Origin of the sequence: Methylobacterium sp. 285MFTsu5.1, assembly GCF_000383455.1 — a bacterium.
Lineage (GTDB): Bacteria > Pseudomonadota > Alphaproteobacteria > Rhizobiales > Beijerinckiaceae > Methylobacterium.
This window is the reverse complement of sequence record NZ_KB911294.1, coordinates 26,077-42,980: the sequence shown is the minus strand read 5'-3', so window position 1 is coordinate 42,980 and position 16,904 is coordinate 26,077. Positions and strand designations below refer to the sequence as shown.

Sequence of the window (16,904 nt, the reverse complement as noted above, 5' to 3'; positions counted from 1 at the left end):
TCCGCCGCGGGGAGGGGCCTCCGGCCCCTGACCCGACCGCCCTGCCCGGGAGCGTCGGACTTCGGCGCCCGTCGGCCCCTTCGTCCCCGCGCCCGCCGTGGCGATCACGCCGCGTCGCGCGCGACGACGGGCACGTCGCGGCCCGGGTCGGAGCCGAACATGCCCGGCGGCGGCGCACGGCCTTTCAACCCTGCGGCCTCGACCTGACGTCCGATCAGCAGCCCTGATCCAACCGCGCGGCCTCCAGGTCGAGGCGCCCAGCACCCGACAACCCAGCCCCCACAGCTGCTGCCTTGTTCGCATAAGATATATTATGGAATGCAGGGAGAAAATCGGGCTGGGTGAGGGGTGGTCCGCCGGCTGAGCCGCTGTGAGTGGCCGGCTGCGAGCCCGGATGGGAGCTCGTCTCCGGCCGCCTCCGGATCCGGGCGGTGCGGCCCGGCGTCGAGGCCCGCTCGGCTCGGCGGCATCCGGATCGGGCGAGGGCGGTCCGAGCCCCCTCCCCGCCGCGACTCGCGCCGCCTCACGCGGCGCGCCCGCCCAGGCGGCGCACGTCGCCGAGGATCCGGCCATCCCGGGTCCGACAGTCGATATGCTCCGACAGCCGGCCCGGCCGGATCCGGATCGAGGCCGGCCGGGCCAGGAGCGCGGCGCGCTCCAGGAATTCCGCGGCGCTCATTGGCGCGTCCCGGCCGCCGCCGAGGCCGCGCCACCAGGACACCGCCTTCTCCCGCTCGTAGCCGCTGCGCTCGGGCCGCAGGCGGACGCGCCACGCAGCCTCGGCGGGGCCGTCCCGCCAGCCGAGGACGAGGTCGAGCCCGTCGGGTGCGGCCTCGAGCTTCAGGGCCGTGACCGGATGCCAGGCGGCCTCCTGCCGAGCAGCCTCCTGCCCGCCGGCCTCCGCCACCGGGGCAGGGCCCGCCGGCTCGGGACCGGGCAGCCCGGGATCCGCCGAGAGGATCGCCAGCTCGTCGTCGGCGGCGGCCTCGTGCGGGGCCTCGGCGTCCGGGTCCGCCTCCGGCTCGGTCCAGCACGCCTCGCAGGTGGAGGCGTTCAGCGCGATCAGGGCGCCGCAGCCGGGGCAGGGCTTGGCGCGCGGGGCCCCTGCCCCGCCCAGTCCCTGGGTGGCGCTCCGGACCGTCACGGCGTCCACGGGCCCGTGCATCCGCACCAGACCGGCGTAATCGAGGATCAGCGCGTCGGCCTTGCCGGGCGCGCAGCGCAGCGCCCGGCCGACCTGCTGCACGTAGAGGCCGGTGCTGCGGGTCGGGCGCAGCAGCGCCACGAGATCGACCTCGGGCACGTTGAAACCGGTCCCGAGCACGCCCACCGAGGTCAGGCAGCGGATTTTTCCCGCCCGGAACGCCGCCACGATCCGGTCGCGCTCCCGGCGGGGTGTCTCGCCCGAGACGCTCTCGCAGGAATACCCTTCCGCCCGCACCGCGTCGCGCACGGCCTCCGCGTGGGCGAGGCCGGCGCAGAAGGCGAGCCAGGCCCGGCGGGCACGCCCGTACTCCGCGAGCTCCGCGACCGCCGCCCGGGTGATCCAGTCGCGGTTGACCGCCGCCTCCAGCTCGCCCGGGATGTAGTCGCCCCCGCGCCGGCCGACGCCCGAGACGTCGAGCTGGGTGAGGGTCGCCTTGGAGACGAGGGGCGCCAGGAAGCCGCGCCGGATCAGCGTGAACGTGTCGGCCTCGTAGGCGATGCCGGAGAACAGCCGGTGCTCGCCTTCGTCGAGCCGGCCCGAATCGAGCCGGTAGGGCGTGGCCGTGAAGCCCGCCACCCGCAGCCCGGGGGTCCGCGCGCGCAGGCCAGCCAGGAAGCGGCCGTAGCGGGTATCGGCGGCGCGGGGGATCAGGTGGGCCTCGTCGACGATCACGAGGTCGCGCGGGCCCACCGTGTCGAGCCGGTCGGCCACCGACTGGATGCCGCAGACCAGCACCTGCGCCTCGGCCTCCCGCCGCCGGAGCCCGGCCGAGAAGATCCCGGCCGGCGCCCCCGGCCAGGACCGGGTCAGCTCGGAGAAATTCTGGGCGACCAGCTCGCGGCTGTGGGTGACGATCGCCACCCGGGCGAGGGGGTTCTCCTCAAGGGTTTCCCGGGCCAGCGCCGCGATCACGAGCGCCTTGCCCGCCCCGGTGGGCAGCACGATCAGGTGGCCGGGCGCCGCGTCGTCCGCCCCTCCCCGCGCCCAGGCGGCCGAGAGCGCGTCGAGGCTGGCGCGCTGGTAGTCCCGCAGGCGCAGCATGGCGGCGGTCTAGCCGGCCGCGCCGGCCCTGTCCGTGGCGGCGCGGTCACGGCGCAGCAGGTAGATGTCCATGATCCAGCCGTGCCGGGCCCGGGCCTCGGCGCGGACCCGGCGGATCTCGTCGCCCGCGTCGCCCAGCCGGCCCGAGACCAGGATCTCGTCCGGGCTGCCGAGATAGGCGCCCCAGTGGATCGTCAGGTCCGGGTCGAGATGCGCGAAGGCCGGGTCGCCGTCGAGCATCACCACGACGCTCTCCGCCTCCGCCGGCCACCCCGCGGCGAGGCGCCGGCCGGTGGTGATCAGCACCGACCCGCCGATGCCGTTCAGCGGGACGCCGTGGCGGGCGGCGAGGACCTGCACGCTGGACAGCCCGGGCACGACGAGGCGCCGGAACGGCACGCGCCCGCGGGCCAGGATGTGGTCGAGGATGCGCAGGACGCTGTCGTAGAGGGCCGGGTCCCCCCAGGCCAGGATCGCCCCCACCTCCCCGGCCCCGAGATGGGCCGCGAAGGCCGCCTCCAGCCGCTCGGCCCGGGCCGCGTGCCAGGCCTCGACCGTGCGCCCGTAATCGGCCGGGCGGCGCTCCCGGGGCGGGTCCTCGACGGTGACGAACCGGTGTGGCTTGGCGATATGGGCCGCGCAGATCCGGCGGCGGATCTCGACGAGGTCGGCGGTCTCGGCGCGCTTGTCAAGGAGGAACACCGCGTCGACGTCGGCGAGCGCCCGCACCGCCTGGAGGGTCAAGTGCTCGGGATCGCCCGTGCCGATGCCGATGACCCGGATCTGCCTGTCCTGCATGCCGTCCTCCGCCGGGGCGGGGAGGGCCGGCGCCGGCCCTCCCCCTACAGGCGCGCGTCGGCTTTGGCGAGGATCGCCCGGGCGATGGTCAGGTCCTGCAGGGCGATGCCGGAGGAATCGAACACGGTGATCGCCTCCGGATCCGTCCGGCCCCCCTCCCCGCTCCGGAGCACGTCGCCGAGCGCCCGCATTCCGGCCTGGGCGTCCGCGGAGGCGTGCTGGAACTCGCCGATGGTGCGCGACTGCTCCGGCAGGTCGCAGAACAGGGCCGCCCGCTCCAGCAGGGCGGGGGGCAGCTCCTGCTTGCCCTTCGCGTCCGCCCCCATGGCGGCGACGTGCGTGCCGGGGCGGACCCAGTCGGCCTCGAACAGCGGCGCGCGGGCCGGCGTCGCCGTGACGATCACGTCGGCCGCCGCGCAGGCCTCCCGGGGCGCGGCCGCCCGCACGTCGAGCCCGGACGCCCCCTGCCCCGCCAGGCGCTCGGCAAAGCCCGCGACCTTGGCGGCGTCCCGGGCGACGACCAGCACCGTCCGGATCGGCAGGACCCGGGCGAGCGCCGCGCACTCGAACTCGGCCTGGTTGCCGGCCCCGAACACCGCCAGCACCGCCGAGTCCGGCCGCGCCAGGACGCTCGCCGCCACCGCGTCGGCGGCGGCGGTCCGGTAGGCGTTCACCCGCCCGGCCTCGATCACCGTGTCGACCCGGCCGACGGCTTGGTCGAACAGCAGGATCACCGAATTGTGCCGCGGCAGGCCCCGATCGGGATTGCCGGGCCAGAACGAGCCGACCTTCAGGCCGGCATAGTCCGCCGTGGAGCCCGACTTGATCGAGAACCGGTTGGTCGGCTCCGAGCCGTGGCCGAGCACCGCCGGGAACAGGGTGGTCCCCGGCGCCACCGCGGCGATCAGCGCCGCGCGGGCCGCGTCGAACGCCATGGCGTGATCGACCAGGGCGGCGGAGTCCTCCTCGGAGATGAAGCGCATGGATTCAGGGACCTCCCGAGTCATGGTTTCGAAAGGTCGAGACCTTTCGCGGGTATCGGGCGGAGCCCGATGTCGAGGCGCCGCCCCGACGCCCCGCCGAAGGGCCTCGGCCCTTCGGAATCCCGTTACAACGTCATGCCGCGGGCGGTGACCGGCCAGATCGCCTCGACGCGGCCGTTCCGCACGCCCACGTACCAGTCGTAGACGTTGACCGTCGGGTCGCAATGGCCGGGGATCAGTTTCAGGCGCTCGTTGAGCTTCAGCACGTTGCCGGGATCGCTGATCACCCCGTGCTCGTCCGAGCACTTGACGTACTCGACGTCGTCCCGGCCGAAGACCACCGGCAGGCCGCTGTCGATGCTCTGCGCCTTCAGGCCGGCATCGCAGATCGCGACGTCCGCCTTCGCCTTGCTCATGATCGCCGTGTAGATGAACAGGCTGTTCTCGAACTCCGCGATCGGCCGCCCGTCCGCGTCCTTCACCCGCTGGTAGTCCGCGTCCATGAAGACGTAGGAGCCGCATTGCAGCTCGTTGTAGACGCCGCTGCCGCCCTCCATGGCGAAGCTGCCGGTGCCGGCCCCCGCCACGATGGCGCAGTCGAGCCCCTCGGCCTTGAGCAGGTCGACGGTGCGCTTCGTCTCGTCGATCGCCGTCTGGATCAGGGCCTTCCGCTCGCCGAAATCGCGCACGTGCTGGGCCTTGCCCTGGTAGGCCTGCAGGCCCGCGAAGCGCAGGCCCGGCGCCCCCGCGATCTTCTTCGCGATCGCCAGAGCGGGCTCGCCCGGCGCGACGCCGCAGCGGCCGGCGCCGACGTCGATCTCCACGAGGCACTCGAGGGTGACGCCGTACCGGACCGCCGCCGCCGAGAGGTCGTCGACATTGCCGAGGTCGTCGACGCAGACCAGCACCCGCGCCCGGGTGGCGAGCGCCGCGAGGCGCTCGATCTTCTTCGGCGCCACCACCTGGTTGGAGACCAGCACGTCGCGGATGCCGGCGCTCACCAGCGCCTCGGCCTCGCTGACCTTCTGGCAGCAGACGCCGCAGGCGCCGCCCCGCTCGATCTGCAGGACCGTGATGTCGGACGACTTGTGGGTCTTGGCATGCGCCCGGTGGCGCAGGCCGTGCGCCTTCATGAAGCGTCCGAGCGTGTCGACGTTGCGCTCGAGGGCATCGAGGTCGACCAGCAGGCAGGGGGTGTCCACCTCCTCGACCGGCATCCCGACGGTGGCGGGGATGTTGTTGCGCATGGTGTGTCCTCCTGAACGCGTGCGGATCTCGTGGCGGGGGGAGCCGGGTTACGGGGCGAGGCCCAGAAGCTCGGCGATGCGCGGCGTCGCCTTGATGCCGGTGCCGGTGAGCACCACCACGGTGGTCTCCTCGGGCCGGATCGCGCCGCGCGCGGTGAGGTCGGTGAGCGCCGCCGCCGCCATGGCGCAGGTCGGCTCGACGTAGAGGCCCGACCGGGCGAGCTCCATCAGGGCCGCCTCGATGGCGTCCTCGGAGACCGCCACGGTGCCGCCGCCGGAGCGGCGGAGCGCCGCCAGCACCTCCCGGCCGCGGACCGGCTGGGCGATCGAGGCGCCCTCCGCGAGGGTCGGGCGGGGCGTCACCGGCACGAAATCCTCCGCGCCGGCCTCGAACCCCGCGTGCAGGGGCGCGCAGTGGGCCGGCTGCACCGCGTAGAGCCGCGGCAGGCGGGCGATCTCCCCCCGGCGCAGCAGCTCCGAGAAGCCGATATCGCAGCCGAGGATGTTGCTGCCCGCGCCGCAGGGGATGATGACATTGTCGGGCGCGCGGAACCCCAGATCCTCCCACAGCTCGTAGGCGAGGGTCTTGGTGCCCTGGAGGAAATGCGCCTGCCAGTTGTGGCTGGCGTAGAAGATCGAGTCTGCCTGCCGGACGGCCGCGTCGGCGGTGTCCTGGCGGGAGCCGGGGATCAGCTCGACCTCGGCGCCGACGGCGCGCATCTGCACGGTCTTGGCCGGCGAGGTCGAGGCCGGGACCAGGATCTTGGCCCGCATCCCGGCGGCCGCCGCGTAGGTCGCCACCGCGGCGCCGCCGTTCCCGGAGGAATCCTCCAGCACCGCGTCGATCCCCTGCTGGCGCAGGATCGACAGCATCACGGCGGCGCCCCGGTCCTTGAAGCTGCCGGAGGGCGCGAACCACTCGAGCTTGAAATGGGCGTGGCCGCCCCGCCAGGGCCGGCGCACCAGCGGGGTGCAGCCCTCGCCCAGCGTGACCGGGTCGGCCACCGCCACCGGCAGGGCGGCGGCGTAGCGCCAGAGGGAGCGCCGGCCCGTGTCGATCTCCGCCCGCCCGATTCCCGGCAGGTCGGTGATCATCAGCGGACCGCCCGTCTCGGAGCGCCAGCGCGGCGTCTCGATCGGGTAGGTCGCCCCGGTCGCGGGGTCGAGATAGGCGGGAGACGAGGGCATCGCGGCTCGGGTTCCGGGGTGGTTCGGAAAGAGAATACAAAATAATCTTCGACGGCGCGCCCCCTGTTCGAGGATGGGACGGCGCGCCGCGCTGCGCGTCAGGGCTCCGCCCTGACAACCTGCCGAAGGGCCTCGGGCCCTTCGGAGACCCGGGTCAGGCCGCGAGCGGCAGGATCGTCGGCTCCGGGGCGTGCTCGGCGGCGACCGCCCCGGCGACGAGCTCGGCGGTGGCGCCCGAGAGGGTCCATCCGAGATGGCCGTGCCCGGTGTTGTAGAAGATTCCGGGCAGTCGGCCGCGGCCGACCTTGGGCAGCATGGTCGGCAGCATCGGTCGCAGCCCGCTCCAGGCCACCACCCGGTCGGTGTCGACGCGCGGGAACTGCTCGCGGGTCCAGTCGACCAGCGGCTCGATCCGGTCGTGGCGGATGTCGCGGTTGAAGCCGTTGAACTCGGCGGTGCCGGCGACCCGCAGGCGCTCGTCGCCGAGGCGGCTGGTGACGATCTTGGCCGCCTCGTCGAGGATGCTCACCTCCGGGGCCGCCGCCTGCGCCTCCGGGGTCAGCAGGTTCACGGTGATCGAGTAGCCCTTCACCGGGTAGACGTTGACCCGGTCGCCCAGCATCGCCGCGAAGTGCCGGCTGGCGCAGCCCGCGCAGACCACCACCGCGTCGGCCCGCAGGAACCGCGCGTCGCCGGCCGGCCGGCCCGCTTCGCGCCAGCCGACGGCGTAGCCCCCCTCCCCGGGCGCGATCGTCTCGACGCTGGCGTCCTGGACGAAGCGGACGCCCTTGCGCGCGCAGGCGGCCGCGAGGCCGCGGGTGAATTTGTGGATGTCGCCGGTGGCGTCCGAGGGCGTGAAGAAGCCGCCGTGGTAGCGCCCGGCCAGCGTCGGCTCGATCGCCTGGATCTCCTCGGGGGTCACGGCGTAGCGCTCCAGGCCGCCCTCCCGCAGCAGGGCGTTGACGGCGGTGGCCTTTTCGAAGCTCGCCCGGTCCCGGTAGAAGTGCAGGATGCCGCGGGTCTTCAGGTCGAAGTCGATCCCCTCGGCCTCGGCCATGGCGAACAGGGCCTCCCGGGCCTTCAGCGCCAGCCGCACCGTCTCCACGGTGTTCTCCCGGTAATGGGCGATCTCGCGGACGAACTCGGCCATCCACGACAGCTTGTGCCAGGAGGGCTTGGGATTCATCAGCAGCGGCGCGTCCCGGCGCAGCATCCAGCGCAGGCCCTGCATCACCGTGGAGAGCTTGTTCCAGACCTCGGCGTTGCAGGCCGAGAGCTGGCCGCCATTGGCGAAGGAGGTCTCCATGGCGGCGTAGCGCTGCCGATCGAGGACGGTGACGCGGTAGCCGCGCTGGGCGAGCGCGTAGGCGGTCGTCACGCCGGTGATGCCGGCGCCGATCACGGCGATGTGGGTCATGAGCTTGGACTCCGGGACTGGACGCGTGGAGGCCGCCCTCGAGCGGTCGGCCGGTTGCGCGCCCCATCTGTCCCGGTGCCTGAGAGCTTGATCCGACCCGCCCTGGCGAGGCGAGGCACGGACGTCCCCTTCGGCGGGTGCCCACGGTTTCAGCCCGCTGCACCACTCTCCAGATCGCCCTGACGACACGGTTCCGGTGCCTGAGAGTTTCCGGGGCGGTTGCTCCGTCGGCGCCGGGTCCCCTCTGCTGGGAAGATCCCGGTCTCTCCCGCATCGTCACGATGGGCTGTCCCTGAATACGCCGACCGGCCGCGGGGGAGAAGCCCGTCCGTCCCGCCGGCGGCCGATTCCGCCGACAGCCGGTGCGCGTTGTCACCGCCGGAGCGCTGCCGGAGCGCTGCCGGATCATCGCGGGGAGCAATCCCCGCCGCCGGCGGTTGACCCGGGGGTTTGACGGGGACTTCCGGGGGACGGCCGATGCTGACCAGGACCGCGATCTACGAGGGCACGGTGCGCGACGGGCGGGAGGAGGAGTTCTTCCGCCGGGTCCGGGACGAGCTGGAGCCGTTCTGGCAGCGGTTCCCGGGCGTCACCGCCGTGCGGGTCCAGCGCCTCGTCTCCAAGGACGACGACGCGCGGCCGATCGCCATGATCCTGGAGATGGACTTCCCCGACCAGGCGGCCCTGGACGCCTGCCTCGCCTCGTCGATCCGCCCGGAATCGCACGCCGCCACCGAGGCGGTGATGCAGATGTTCGACGGCCGCTTCTACCATCTGGTCAGCGCCGGACGGACCTTGTCGCTGGTGGATTGAGATCAGGTCCCGGGACGCCGATGACCGACCATATTCACCGCCGTATTTACCGTACATAAACCGAGACTGACAGATTCATATCTTCTAGAGACGAAACTATTCGCCTACACACCAGTCGAACCAACCCTCTTAAGGGTCTCGGTGCAGCTTGTGCCCGAGCGACACCCTTGGTTCAGGCGGACGGCGCGATGGCGAAGTGGATACCTGGCGCGGCCGTCTTCGGTCTCCTGTGCCTGATGATCATCCCGGCCCCCGGGATCTGGGGCGTCCTGATCGGGGCCGCCTGCGTGCTCGCCATCGTCGGCAGCCTGTGCATGCTCGTCCTCGATCGGGTGGCGAGCGCCATCCTCGTCTGGCGCCAGCGGGTGCGGGTGCGACGCCCGAGTTCGGGCCGGAGCCGCAGCCGGGTGGTCCATGCCGGCTCCAGGGTGACCCGGAAGGTCTGAGCCTCCGGCGGGGCGCCGGGGACTGGATTCCCCGCGGTATCGGTGCAAGGTCCCGGCGCCGCGATCACGGCGCCTGAGACCAAACCGGGACGGTCCGATGAAGCTCCTCTACTCCCCCGCCTCTCCCTACGCCCGCAAGGTGCTGGTCCTCGCCCACGAGACGGGACTGATCGACCGGATCGCCGTCACCGTCGCGGGGGCCTCGCCGACCGGCCCCTCCGCGGAGGTCGCCGCCCACAATCCGCTGGGCAAGATCCCCGCCCTGGTGCTGGAGGACGGCACAGCCCTCTACGACAGCCGGGTGATCTGCGAGTATCTCGACAACCTCTCCGCCGGCCCGCGCCTGTTCCCCGAGGGCGCCGCCCGCTGGGACGCGCTGACCCGGCAGGCGCTCGCCGACGGCCTGCTCGATGCGGCGCTGCTCACCCGCTACGAGCGGGTGCTGCGTCCCGAGCCCCACCGCTGGGACGCCTGGGAGGCCGGTCAGGTCGGCAAGGTCCGCGCGGCGCTGGACCGGTTCGAGAGCCTGGTCGGCGGGATGCCGGCGCTGGATATCGGCACGGTCGCGCTGGGCTGCGCGCTCGGCTACCTGGACCTGCGCTTCCCCGATCTCGCGTGGCGGGAGGGCCGCCCGGCGGTCGCCGCCTGGTACGCGGAGTTCGAGGGCCGCCCGTCCATGGAAGCCACCGTGCCGAAGGGCTGAGGGCCTCGCCGCGCCGAGCCCCGCAGATCGAGCCCCGCAGACCGCGCCCCGCTACGGCCGGGCCCGGTCGGCGATCGCGTAGGGATGGGTCGATCCGAGCGGATCGGCGAGGAAGTCCTGGACCGTCCCGGCGCCGGTGCCGAAGGTGATGAGCAGGAAGCCGCCCGCCAGCGCGAAGTTCTTCAGGAAGTCCCAGAACAGCTCGCGGCCCCTGCCCCCGGCCCAGAAATCCCCCGGCACCCAGAACTGCTTCCACAGCAGCGCCGTCACCCCGCAATAGCCGGCGAGCACGAAGGCGGCGGCCCGGTCGGCGGTCCCGGTCAGGATGCACAGCGACATCCCGATCTCGACGCAGAGCCCGATCAGGATCAGCGCCGCCGCGGGCGCGGTGGCGTGCACGGCCTGCCGCGCCTGCCCGACCGCGCCCCTGAAGTTCAGGATCTTGTCGAGGGCGCTGAACGGCAGGAACAGCAGCACGAGGAGCAGGCGGACGCCGAACGTGATCGCGACGCTGAGGCTGGCCATGCTCTGAAGGGTCTCCCTCAACCCGGCCCGGTGCGGACCGCTGATCCAAGGCGGTGATCCAAGGCGCTGATCCAAGCCGCGAGCGGCGCGAAGGTTTCCTCCGCGGCGGGCCGGTGCCGGCCGGGAGGGGCTCTGCCGCCCGGCATGCCGCGCTTCTTCGAGCGAGGGTGGCATCGCGGCAACAATGATTCAAGCCGTTTCGCGAAAATAATGGAACACCGGAAATTTCCGGAATTTCGGATCGATTTTCGGCCGATCGATCGATCTCGATGTATACAGTAGCTCGAAACTTTTTCGATCATTATTGAACTCAACCCGAACCGATCGTCCGAGACTTGACAGGCACGGTCCCGTCTCGGCTCCAGTTCTGCAAGTCTCTCTCGGTCGACGCGCGGTGATCACGCGTGACGGCGCGCAGATCGGGGGAACCGGACCGCAAACCGTATCCGCAGAACCGGCGAGCCTTGACCATGCGAATCGCGTCATCACGCCGTCGCGGCTCAAACCCTCGACCCTGGCCGGAGAGGCCGGCCCGTACTTCCTGGAGCACGCGATCGCGAGCGCCAACGCCCAGGAGCTCGACCGGCCGGCGACGATCCACTTCTTCGTCGGGACCGATCCCGGGACCGAGATCCCGGCACGGCTCGCCGCGCACCCGCAGGTCACCTTCGCGCGCGGCGCGCGCAAGGGCCAGATCCCCGCGCTGAACGCCGCCATCGCCGCCGTCGACGACAGCTGGGACCTCGTCGGCTTCCTCGAGGACGACGATCGCTGGCTGCCGCCCTATCTGGGCGTCGCCGTCCGCGCCCTGGACCGCTTCGATTTCGTCTCCTCGACGCAGCTCGAGACCGACGAGGCCGGCGAGGTGGTGCGGATCAACGACTTCGCGACGCCGTCGGGCTGGTTGATGCGGCGGACGACCTTCGCGCAGGTCGGCGCGATCAGCCCGGCCGCGAAGTGGCACTACGACAACGAGTGGCTCGGCCGCCTCGCCGAGACCGGCCTGCGCCGCGCCCACCTCGTCGAGGCGACGGCGCCCGTCACGCTGCAGCATGCTTCCCTGGTCCGCCCGTGGCTCGCCAACGTCCTCCAGCTCGGCGGCCCCAACGTGCAGCTCGCGCGCCACGGCTTCGTCCTGCCGCTGGTGTGCCGCCTCGTGCATCCGGGCTCCGGAAGCTCGGATGTCGGCCAGGGCGGGACGTCGAGGGCCGAGAGCGAGGCCGAGTACCGGCGGCTGGTCGACCGCTTCGGTCGCATCCCCTGGTGAGATCGCCCTGGTGAGATCGCGCCGCGCGGCGGAGGCTCCGCGGACCGGCGGCGCGCCCGACCGGCGCGGAGGCCGGTTCAGCCCGGGAGCGCACCCTGGGACGCCGCCGCGGAGCCGGTCACGCAGGCGCCGATCAGCTGCCGCACGAAGCCCGCGCAGGCCGCGAGTTCGTCCCGGGTGACGTACTCGTCCGCCCGGTGGGCGCGCGCGATCGAGCCCGGCCCGATCACCACGGCCGGCACGCCGCCGAGCCGCTCGAACAGCCCGCCCTCCGTGCCGTACGAGACCTTGGCGTGGCCGTTGCGGCCCGCGAGGCGCTTGGCCAGGGTCACGATCGCCGCCTCCGGATCGGTGTCGAGGCCCGGATAATCGATCAGCGGCTCGACCGCGACGCCGCAGGCCGGATCGCCGGCCCGCATCAGCGGCGCCAACGTCCCGGTGGCGTAGGCGATCGCGGACGCCGCCAGCGCGGCGGCATCGTCCGCGCCGATCGCCCGGTACTCGAACTCGACGCTGCAGCTGTCGGGCACGATGTTGAGCGCCGATCCGCCCCGGACCACGCTCGACAGGCCGGTGGTGTGGGGCACGTCGTAGAGCGCGTCGCGGGCGCCGTCCCGGGCGATGGCCTCCGCCGACAGGCGGACATGCTCGATGAAGCGGGCGGCGTACTCGACCGCGTTGACCCCCTGGGGCGCCAGGGCCGAGTGGCTGGCCTTGCCGCGGAAGGTGAGGCGGGCGGCCGATTTGCCCTTGTGGCCGACCACCACGTCCATTCCGGTCGGCTCGCCCACGAAGCAGCCGAGCGGCCGCGGCACGCGCTCGAGCATCCGGGCGATCAGCGGGCGCACGCCGAGGCACCCGATCTCCTCGTCGTACGAGATCGCGATGTGGATCGGGGTGGCGAGTTCCGCCGCGACCATCTCGGGCAGGAGCGCGAGGCAGACCGCGAGGAACCCCTTCATGTCGGAGGTGCCGCGCCCGTAGAGCCGCCCGCCCTCCTCCCGCAGGACGAACGGGTCCGACGACCAGGGCTGGCCGTCGGTCGGCACCACGTCGCTGTGGCCGGAGAGCACGTAGCCGGGGCGCGTCTCGTACGGTCCGACGCTGACCAGCAGCGCCGCCTTCCGGCCCGTCGGATCCGGCACCCGCTCCACCGCGGCGCCGAGGTCGCGGCAATAGGCCTCCGCCCAGTCGATCAGAGGCAGGTTCGAGCGGGCGCTCACCGTGTCGAAGGCGACGAGCGCGGCGAGCAGCGCCGCCGGATCGGGCGTGCCGGGGCGCGGCGTGGCGGTCTGTGCGGACTCTGTCATGGATCCCATGTCGTGGGGAGGCCGTGGGGAGGTCTTGGCTGGGTCTTGGCTAGGTCTTGGCCAGGTCTTGGCCGGGCCGCGGCCGGCACACCGACCCTCCCGAATCGGTTTCGGAGGGGCGCGGAGTCCGCCGGAGTTCTCGGCCTTCCGGGGATCCAGGGCAATGCCCGGCCCGGCCGGCGCCGCTCCGGAACCGGGACGACGTTCGGGCGTAGCCGCCGGGTAGGGCCCCTTCGGCCCGCTCGTCCCGGAGCCCCGACCATGCGTCCCGGTCCCGCCCCGATCCTCGCCGTCCTCCTGTCGACGCTCCTCTTGTCGACGCTCCTCTTGCCGACGCTCCTCCTGCCGACGGCCCCGCTGCTGGCCGCCCCGGCCGAGGCCCGCCGGCAGGCCGGTCCCCACGCCGGGCGACCGCATCACCGCGCGGCCTCCGACATGGACCTGACCCTCGCCCGCATGGCGGCGCGCGACCGGCCGCTCTGGCGGGTCTGGCAGCGGCCCCGGCCCCTCGCCCGCACGGTCGCGCCGGCGACGCGCGAGCGGGTCGCGGCGCCGCCGCTCACGGGCTGGGGCTACGGCGGCACCGTCCCGGGTGCCGCGCCCGGCTTCTGAACCGCCTCGACCCGGGCCCGGCCGCCTGCCATGGTGCGGGCGACCGCAGCGGCCCGAGACGGACACGATGGTGCTGGAGTTCCGCCTGGACGATCCGACCCCCGCGGATCCGCGCCGCCGCTGGGACACCCTCGCGCAGGAGGCGCGGGACGCCTGCTACGACAACACCCGCGCGGTGGCCGACAGCGCCGCCCAGGTGGCCGCCCGGGACGCGGCCTCGGCCGCCTATCGGGCGGCGCATCCGGCCGGCCTCGACGTGCCCTACGGCCCCGGCGCCCGCAACGCCCTCGACCTCTACCCGGCGCGGGACGCGGCGGCGCCCTGCCTGGTCTTCATCCACGGGGGCTACTGGCAGCGAGGCGCCCGGGAGCTGTTCGCCTGCTTCGCGGAGGGCCCGAACGCCGCCGGCTGGTCGGTGGCGATGGTCGGCTACACCCTGGCGCCGGAGGCGAGCCTTTCCCGGATCGTGGCGGAGATCGGCGCGGCCCTCGACTGGCTGGCCGCCCACGGGGCCGCGCGCGGGATCCGCGGTCCCCTGATCCTGTCGGGCTGGTCGGCGGGCGGGCTGCTCACCGCGATGCAGCTCGGCCATCCGGCGGTGGCGGCGGGTCTGGCGATCTCCGGCGTCTACGACCTCGCGCCGATCCGCCAGACCTCCCTGGACGCCAAGCTGAGCCTCACCGACGGCGAGATCGAGACCCTGTCGCCCCTGCGGCTCCCGGTGATCGCGAAGCCGCTCTGCATCGCCTACGGCTCCCGCGAACTGCCGGCGCTGATCCACGACGCCCGCAACCTGCACGCCCTGCGGGCGGCGGCCCACGCCCCCGGCTCCCTGCTGCCGGTCCCCGGGGCCGAGCACTTCTCGGTGCTCGACGCCCTGCGCCGGCCGGGCGGGCTCCTGGTCCGGGCGGCCCACGCCCTTCTCGAGGACTGAGGCCCCGGCCGGCAGCCCGGACCGCACCCAGACGCCGGGGGACGACGGGGTGCAGATTTGCAACTCCCGATAGAAATTCTGCATCGCCGAGGCCCGTTTCCGCCTTGCTGAGGCCTGCCCCGCGTGCTGAGACGGGATCGCGGGCACGATCTCCCTCCACCGGGAGCCGGCCGATCCCAGGGAGATCGGATGCAAGCGGTCGCGCGATCGGAATCCCTTGCGGCGCCCTGCGCCGGCCCCGCGGACCGGACCGGCCGCCGCGGCGGATGGCGTGACCGGTGGCGCGCGCCGCGGCTGCGCGTCGTGCTGGCCCTGGGTTTCGGCACGCTCGGCTTCCTGACGACCCTGACGCTCGCCGCCCTGGTGAGCCGCGAGGCGACCCGACGGCTCGAGGCGGAGGTCGGCGGCCAGCTCGCCGAGATCGCCGGTCAGATGGCCCGGGGCCTCGATATCGGGATGTTCGAGCGCTGGCGCGACATCCAGATCGCCGCCGCCTCGGACAGTCTGCGCGATCCCGGGACCGGAACGGCCGCCAAGCGCGCCGTGATGGAGCGGCTCCAGGCGACCTACCCGGCCTACTCGATCATCGGGCTGATCGACGCCGACGGGCGCTTCTCCGTCACCAGCACCGGCGCCCTGGAGGGCGCCGACGTCTCCGGCCGCGACTATTTCCGCGGCGGCCGCGCGGGCCCCTACGTGGGCGACGTGCACCCGGCCAAGCTCCTCGAGGCGCTGATGCCCCCGGACGAGGCCGCCGCGCGCGCGGCGGCGCGCGAGCCCCTGCGGCTCCTCGACGTCGCAGCGCCGGTGCGGGCGACGGACGGCCGCGTCCTCGGGGTGCTGGCCGCCCATCTCGACTGGACCTGGGCGCGCGACATGGCCCGCATCCTCGAGGCTGGCCTCCGGGGCCACCGCCAGGGCGCCGAGATCCTGATCCTGTCCCGCGACGGCACCGTGCTCCTCGGGCCGCCCGCCCTGCAGGGCGCCCCCCTGCCCCGCTCGGTCCTGGCGGGCGGCCGGCCCCTCGATCCGGAGGGCACGAGCCGGGTCGGCCCCTGGCCGGACGGCGCCGCGTATCTCAGCGCCCGCGCGTCCACGGCCGGCCACCGCGACTATCCGGGCCTCGGCTGGCAGGTTGTGGTGCGGCAGACGGCCGACCGGGCCCTCATCTCGGTGGCGGCCCTGCGCGGGGGCATCCTGGCGGCGGGCAGCGCGGTGGCCCTCGCGGCGGCGCTGCTCGCGTGGCTGCTCGCCGGCCTGATCGCCCGCCCCCTGCTGGATCTGGCGGTCGCGGCCGAGACCCTGGGCCGCGACCAGCCCCTGCCGACGCTGCCCCGCTCCCTCGTGCGCGAGGGCGCGATGATCGCCGACGCCCTCGCGGCGGCGGCGGACGAGCGGGCCCGGCGCGCCGAGACCCACCGGCTGCTGATCGACGAACTCAATCACCGGGTGAAGAATACCCTCGCCACCGTGCAGGCGATGGCGGCGCAGAGCCTGAAGAATCTGGGCGCCGGCGCGGCGGCCGGGCGCGACGCCTTCGAGGCGCGGCTCCTCGCCCTGTCGCGCGCCCACGACATCCTGACCCGCGAGAGCTGGGCGAGCGCGGATCTGCGCGGCATCGCCGCCCAGGCGGTGCGGCCCTTCCTGGGTCCGGACCCCGTGGGCGGCGATCCGTCGAACCGGGATTCCTCCGGTCGGGAGACTTCGGATCGTGACCCTGCGGACCGGGACGCTCCGGGTGCGAACACCCCGCGCATCACCCTGGACGGCCCCGACCTGCGGCTGCCGCCCGAGGGCGCCCTCGCGCTCACGATGATCCTGCACGAATTGTGCACCAACGCGGTCAAGCACGGCGCCCTGTCGGTTCCGGGCGGGCGGGCCGCGCTGGCCTGGACGGTGGAGGCGGGTCCCGACACCGAGACCCTGCGGCTGACCTGGCGCGAGTGCGGCGGCCCGCCGGTCGTCTCGCCGTCGCGGAAGGGGTTCGGCACCCGCCTGCTCGAGCGGGGCCTCGCCGGAGGCAGGACCGCCAGCCTCACCTACGAGGCCGGCGGCCTCGTCTACGTGGCGGCCAATCCCCTGCCCGCGGCGCGTCTCCACACCGGACGGGCCTGACCCCGCTCCGGCCCGGGCGACCGTCGTCCCGACCGCACCCGACAGCGCGCGCGTCCGCGGTGCGAGGGCGGCCGCGCGGCCCTGCGCGCCGCGGACACGCGCCGGAAGGACACGCGCCGGAAGGACACGCTCCGCGCCGTCGGCGCCAGATCTGTCCTTAATCCCGGCCGCTCTCTCAAGATGGACAAAGACGTGCGCGGACGCACACGATAGTACTTACGCCACGGATTAAAGCTTTCGTCGATACAATGTGCCGATGCGCACACGCTATTCCGAAAATGTAGACTAGGGTCGACTT

15 protein-coding genes and 2 riboswitches are annotated in these 16,904 nt (G+C 73.5%); of the genes, 7 read left to right on the top strand and 8 right to left on the bottom strand.

What is annotated here, in order from left to right; genetic code table 11:
* Positions 1-523: 523 nt before the first annotated feature.
* From H288_RS0126125 to H288_RS0126100, 6 genes are all read right to left on the bottom strand, one after another.
* Complete coding sequence (locus H288_RS0126125) at positions 524-2,248, bottom strand: DEAD/DEAH box helicase (RefSeq protein ID WP_020095529.1); 1,725 nt, start codon at positions 2,246-2,248, stop codon at positions 524-526.
* Between the two features lie 9 nt (positions 2,249-2,257).
* Complete coding sequence (cobF, locus tag H288_RS0126120) at positions 2,258-3,046, bottom strand: precorrin-6A synthase (deacetylating) (RefSeq protein WP_020095528.1); 789 nt, start codon at positions 3,044-3,046, stop codon at positions 2,258-2,260.
* A 44-nt stretch (positions 3,047-3,090) separates the two neighbouring features.
* On the bottom strand, positions 3,091-4,029 hold the full coding sequence (locus H288_RS0126115) for an ornithine cyclodeaminase family protein (RefSeq protein WP_020095527.1): 939 nt from the start codon (positions 4,027-4,029) through the stop codon (positions 3,091-3,093).
* Positions 4,030-4,154: 125 nt separating this feature from the next.
* Positions 4,155-5,276 (bottom strand): DSD1 family PLP-dependent enzyme, encoded by a 1,122-nt coding sequence (locus tag H288_RS0126110; RefSeq protein ID WP_020095526.1) that lies wholly within the window; start codon positions 5,274-5,276, stop codon positions 4,155-4,157.
* Positions 5,277-5,324: 48 nt separating this feature from the next.
* Complete coding sequence (locus H288_RS0126105; protein WP_020095525.1) at positions 5,325-6,464, bottom strand: pyridoxal-phosphate dependent enzyme; 1,140 nt, start codon at positions 6,462-6,464, stop codon at positions 5,325-5,327.
* A 154-nt stretch (positions 6,465-6,618) separates the two neighbouring features.
* A complete protein-coding gene (locus H288_RS0126100; RefSeq protein ID WP_020095524.1) occupies positions 6,619-7,881 on the bottom strand; it encodes a D-amino acid dehydrogenase in 1,263 nt (420 codons plus the stop codon).
* 65 nt (positions 7,882-7,946) lie between these two features.
* Positions 7,947-8,056: riboswitch (glycine riboswitch) on the bottom strand.
* Between the two features lie 3 nt (positions 8,057-8,059).
* Positions 8,060-8,162: riboswitch (glycine riboswitch) on the bottom strand.
* Between the two features lie 196 nt (positions 8,163-8,358).
* Here H288_RS0126100 and H288_RS0126095 point away from each other — a divergent pair.
* From H288_RS0126095 to H288_RS0126085, 3 genes are all read left to right on the top strand, one after another.
* Positions 8,359-8,694, top strand: coding sequence for an ethyl tert-butyl ether degradation EthD (locus H288_RS0126095; protein WP_020095523.1), 336 nt, complete (start codon positions 8,359-8,361; stop codon positions 8,692-8,694).
* Between the two features lie 188 nt (positions 8,695-8,882).
* The gene (locus H288_RS0126090) at positions 8,883-9,140 is read left to right on the top strand and encodes a hypothetical protein (protein ID WP_026605306.1); all 258 of its coding nucleotides are present in this window, start codon (positions 8,883-8,885) and stop codon (positions 9,138-9,140) included.
* Positions 9,141-9,237: 97 nt separating this feature from the next.
* Positions 9,238-9,843, top strand: coding sequence for a glutathione S-transferase (locus H288_RS0126085; RefSeq protein WP_020095521.1), 606 nt, complete (start codon positions 9,238-9,240; stop codon positions 9,841-9,843).
* Between the two features lie 51 nt (positions 9,844-9,894).
* Here H288_RS0126085 and H288_RS0126080 read toward each other — a convergent pair whose 3' ends face one another.
* A complete protein-coding gene (locus H288_RS0126080; RefSeq protein WP_020095520.1) occupies positions 9,895-10,368 on the bottom strand; it encodes a DoxX family membrane protein in 474 nt (157 codons plus the stop codon).
* 394 nt (positions 10,369-10,762) lie between these two features.
* On the opposite strand from H288_RS0126080, the gene H288_RS0126070 reads away from it, so the two are divergent.
* Positions 10,763-11,635 carry a glycosyltransferase family 2 protein gene (locus tag H288_RS0126070; RefSeq protein WP_020095519.1) on the top strand — a complete coding sequence of 291 codons (873 nt, stop codon included), beginning with the start codon at positions 10,763-10,765 and terminating at the stop codon, positions 11,633-11,635.
* A gap of 77 nt (positions 11,636-11,712) precedes the next feature.
* Here the strand turns inward: H288_RS0126070 and argE are convergent, their stop codons facing one another.
* Entirely contained in the window at positions 11,713-12,945 is a 1,233-nt protein-coding gene (gene argE / locus H288_RS0126065; protein ID WP_020095518.1) for an acetylornithine deacetylase, read from the bottom strand.
* A 261-nt stretch (positions 12,946-13,206) separates the two neighbouring features.
* Here argE and H288_RS0126060 point away from each other — a divergent pair, with 261 nt between their 5' ends.
* From H288_RS0126060 to H288_RS0126050, 3 genes are all read left to right on the top strand, one after another.
* Positions 13,207-13,557, top strand: coding sequence for a hypothetical protein (locus H288_RS0126060; RefSeq protein ID WP_020095517.1), 351 nt, complete (start codon positions 13,207-13,209; stop codon positions 13,555-13,557).
* Positions 13,558-13,624: 67 nt separating this feature from the next.
* A complete protein-coding gene (locus H288_RS0126055; RefSeq protein ID WP_020095516.1) occupies positions 13,625-14,491 on the top strand; it encodes an alpha/beta hydrolase in 867 nt (288 codons plus the stop codon).
* Between the two features lie 189 nt (positions 14,492-14,680).
* A complete protein-coding gene (locus tag H288_RS0126050; RefSeq protein WP_020095515.1) occupies positions 14,681-16,606 on the top strand; it encodes a sensor histidine kinase in 1,926 nt (641 codons plus the stop codon).
* The last annotated feature ends 298 nt before the right edge of the window (positions 16,607-16,904 follow it).

Bases quoted from the DNA above. Each gene is read 5' to 3' on its own strand.
- H288_RS0126125 (WP_020095529.1), bottom strand. From the start codon at position 2,248: ATGCTGCGCCTGCGGGACTACCAGCGCGCCAGCCTCGACGCGCTCTCG.
- cobF (WP_020095528.1), bottom strand. From the start codon at position 3,046: ATGCAGGACAGGCAGATCCGGGTCATCGGCATCGGCACGGGCGATCCC.
- H288_RS0126115 (WP_020095527.1), bottom strand. From the start codon at position 4,029: ATGCGCTTCATCTCCGAGGAGGACTCCGCCGCCCTGGTCGATCACGCC.
- H288_RS0126110 (WP_020095526.1), bottom strand. From the start codon at position 5,276: ATGCGCAACAACATCCCCGCCACCGTCGGGATGCCGGTCGAGGAGGTG.
- H288_RS0126105 (WP_020095525.1), bottom strand. From the start codon at position 6,464: ATGCCCTCGTCTCCCGCCTATCTCGACCCCGCGACCGGGGCGACCTAC.
- H288_RS0126100 (WP_020095524.1), bottom strand. From the start codon at position 7,881: ATGACCCACATCGCCGTGATCGGCGCCGGCATCACCGGCGTGACGACC.
- H288_RS0126095 (WP_020095523.1), top strand. From the start codon at position 8,359: ATGCTGACCAGGACCGCGATCTACGAGGGCACGGTGCGCGACGGGCGG.
- H288_RS0126090 (WP_026605306.1), top strand. From the start codon at position 8,883: ATGGCGAAGTGGATACCTGGCGCGGCCGTCTTCGGTCTCCTGTGCCTG.
- H288_RS0126085 (WP_020095521.1), top strand. From the start codon at position 9,238: ATGAAGCTCCTCTACTCCCCCGCCTCTCCCTACGCCCGCAAGGTGCTG.
- H288_RS0126080 (WP_020095520.1), bottom strand. From the start codon at position 10,368: ATGGCCAGCCTCAGCGTCGCGATCACGTTCGGCGTCCGCCTGCTCCTC.
- argE (WP_020095518.1), bottom strand. From the start codon at position 12,945: ATGACAGAGTCCGCACAGACCGCCACGCCGCGCCCCGGCACGCCCGAT.
- H288_RS0126060 (WP_020095517.1), top strand. From the start codon at position 13,207: ATGCGTCCCGGTCCCGCCCCGATCCTCGCCGTCCTCCTGTCGACGCTC.
- H288_RS0126055 (WP_020095516.1), top strand. From the start codon at position 13,625: ATGGTGCTGGAGTTCCGCCTGGACGATCCGACCCCCGCGGATCCGCGC.
- H288_RS0126050 (WP_020095515.1), top strand. From the start codon at position 14,681: ATGCAAGCGGTCGCGCGATCGGAATCCCTTGCGGCGCCCTGCGCCGGC.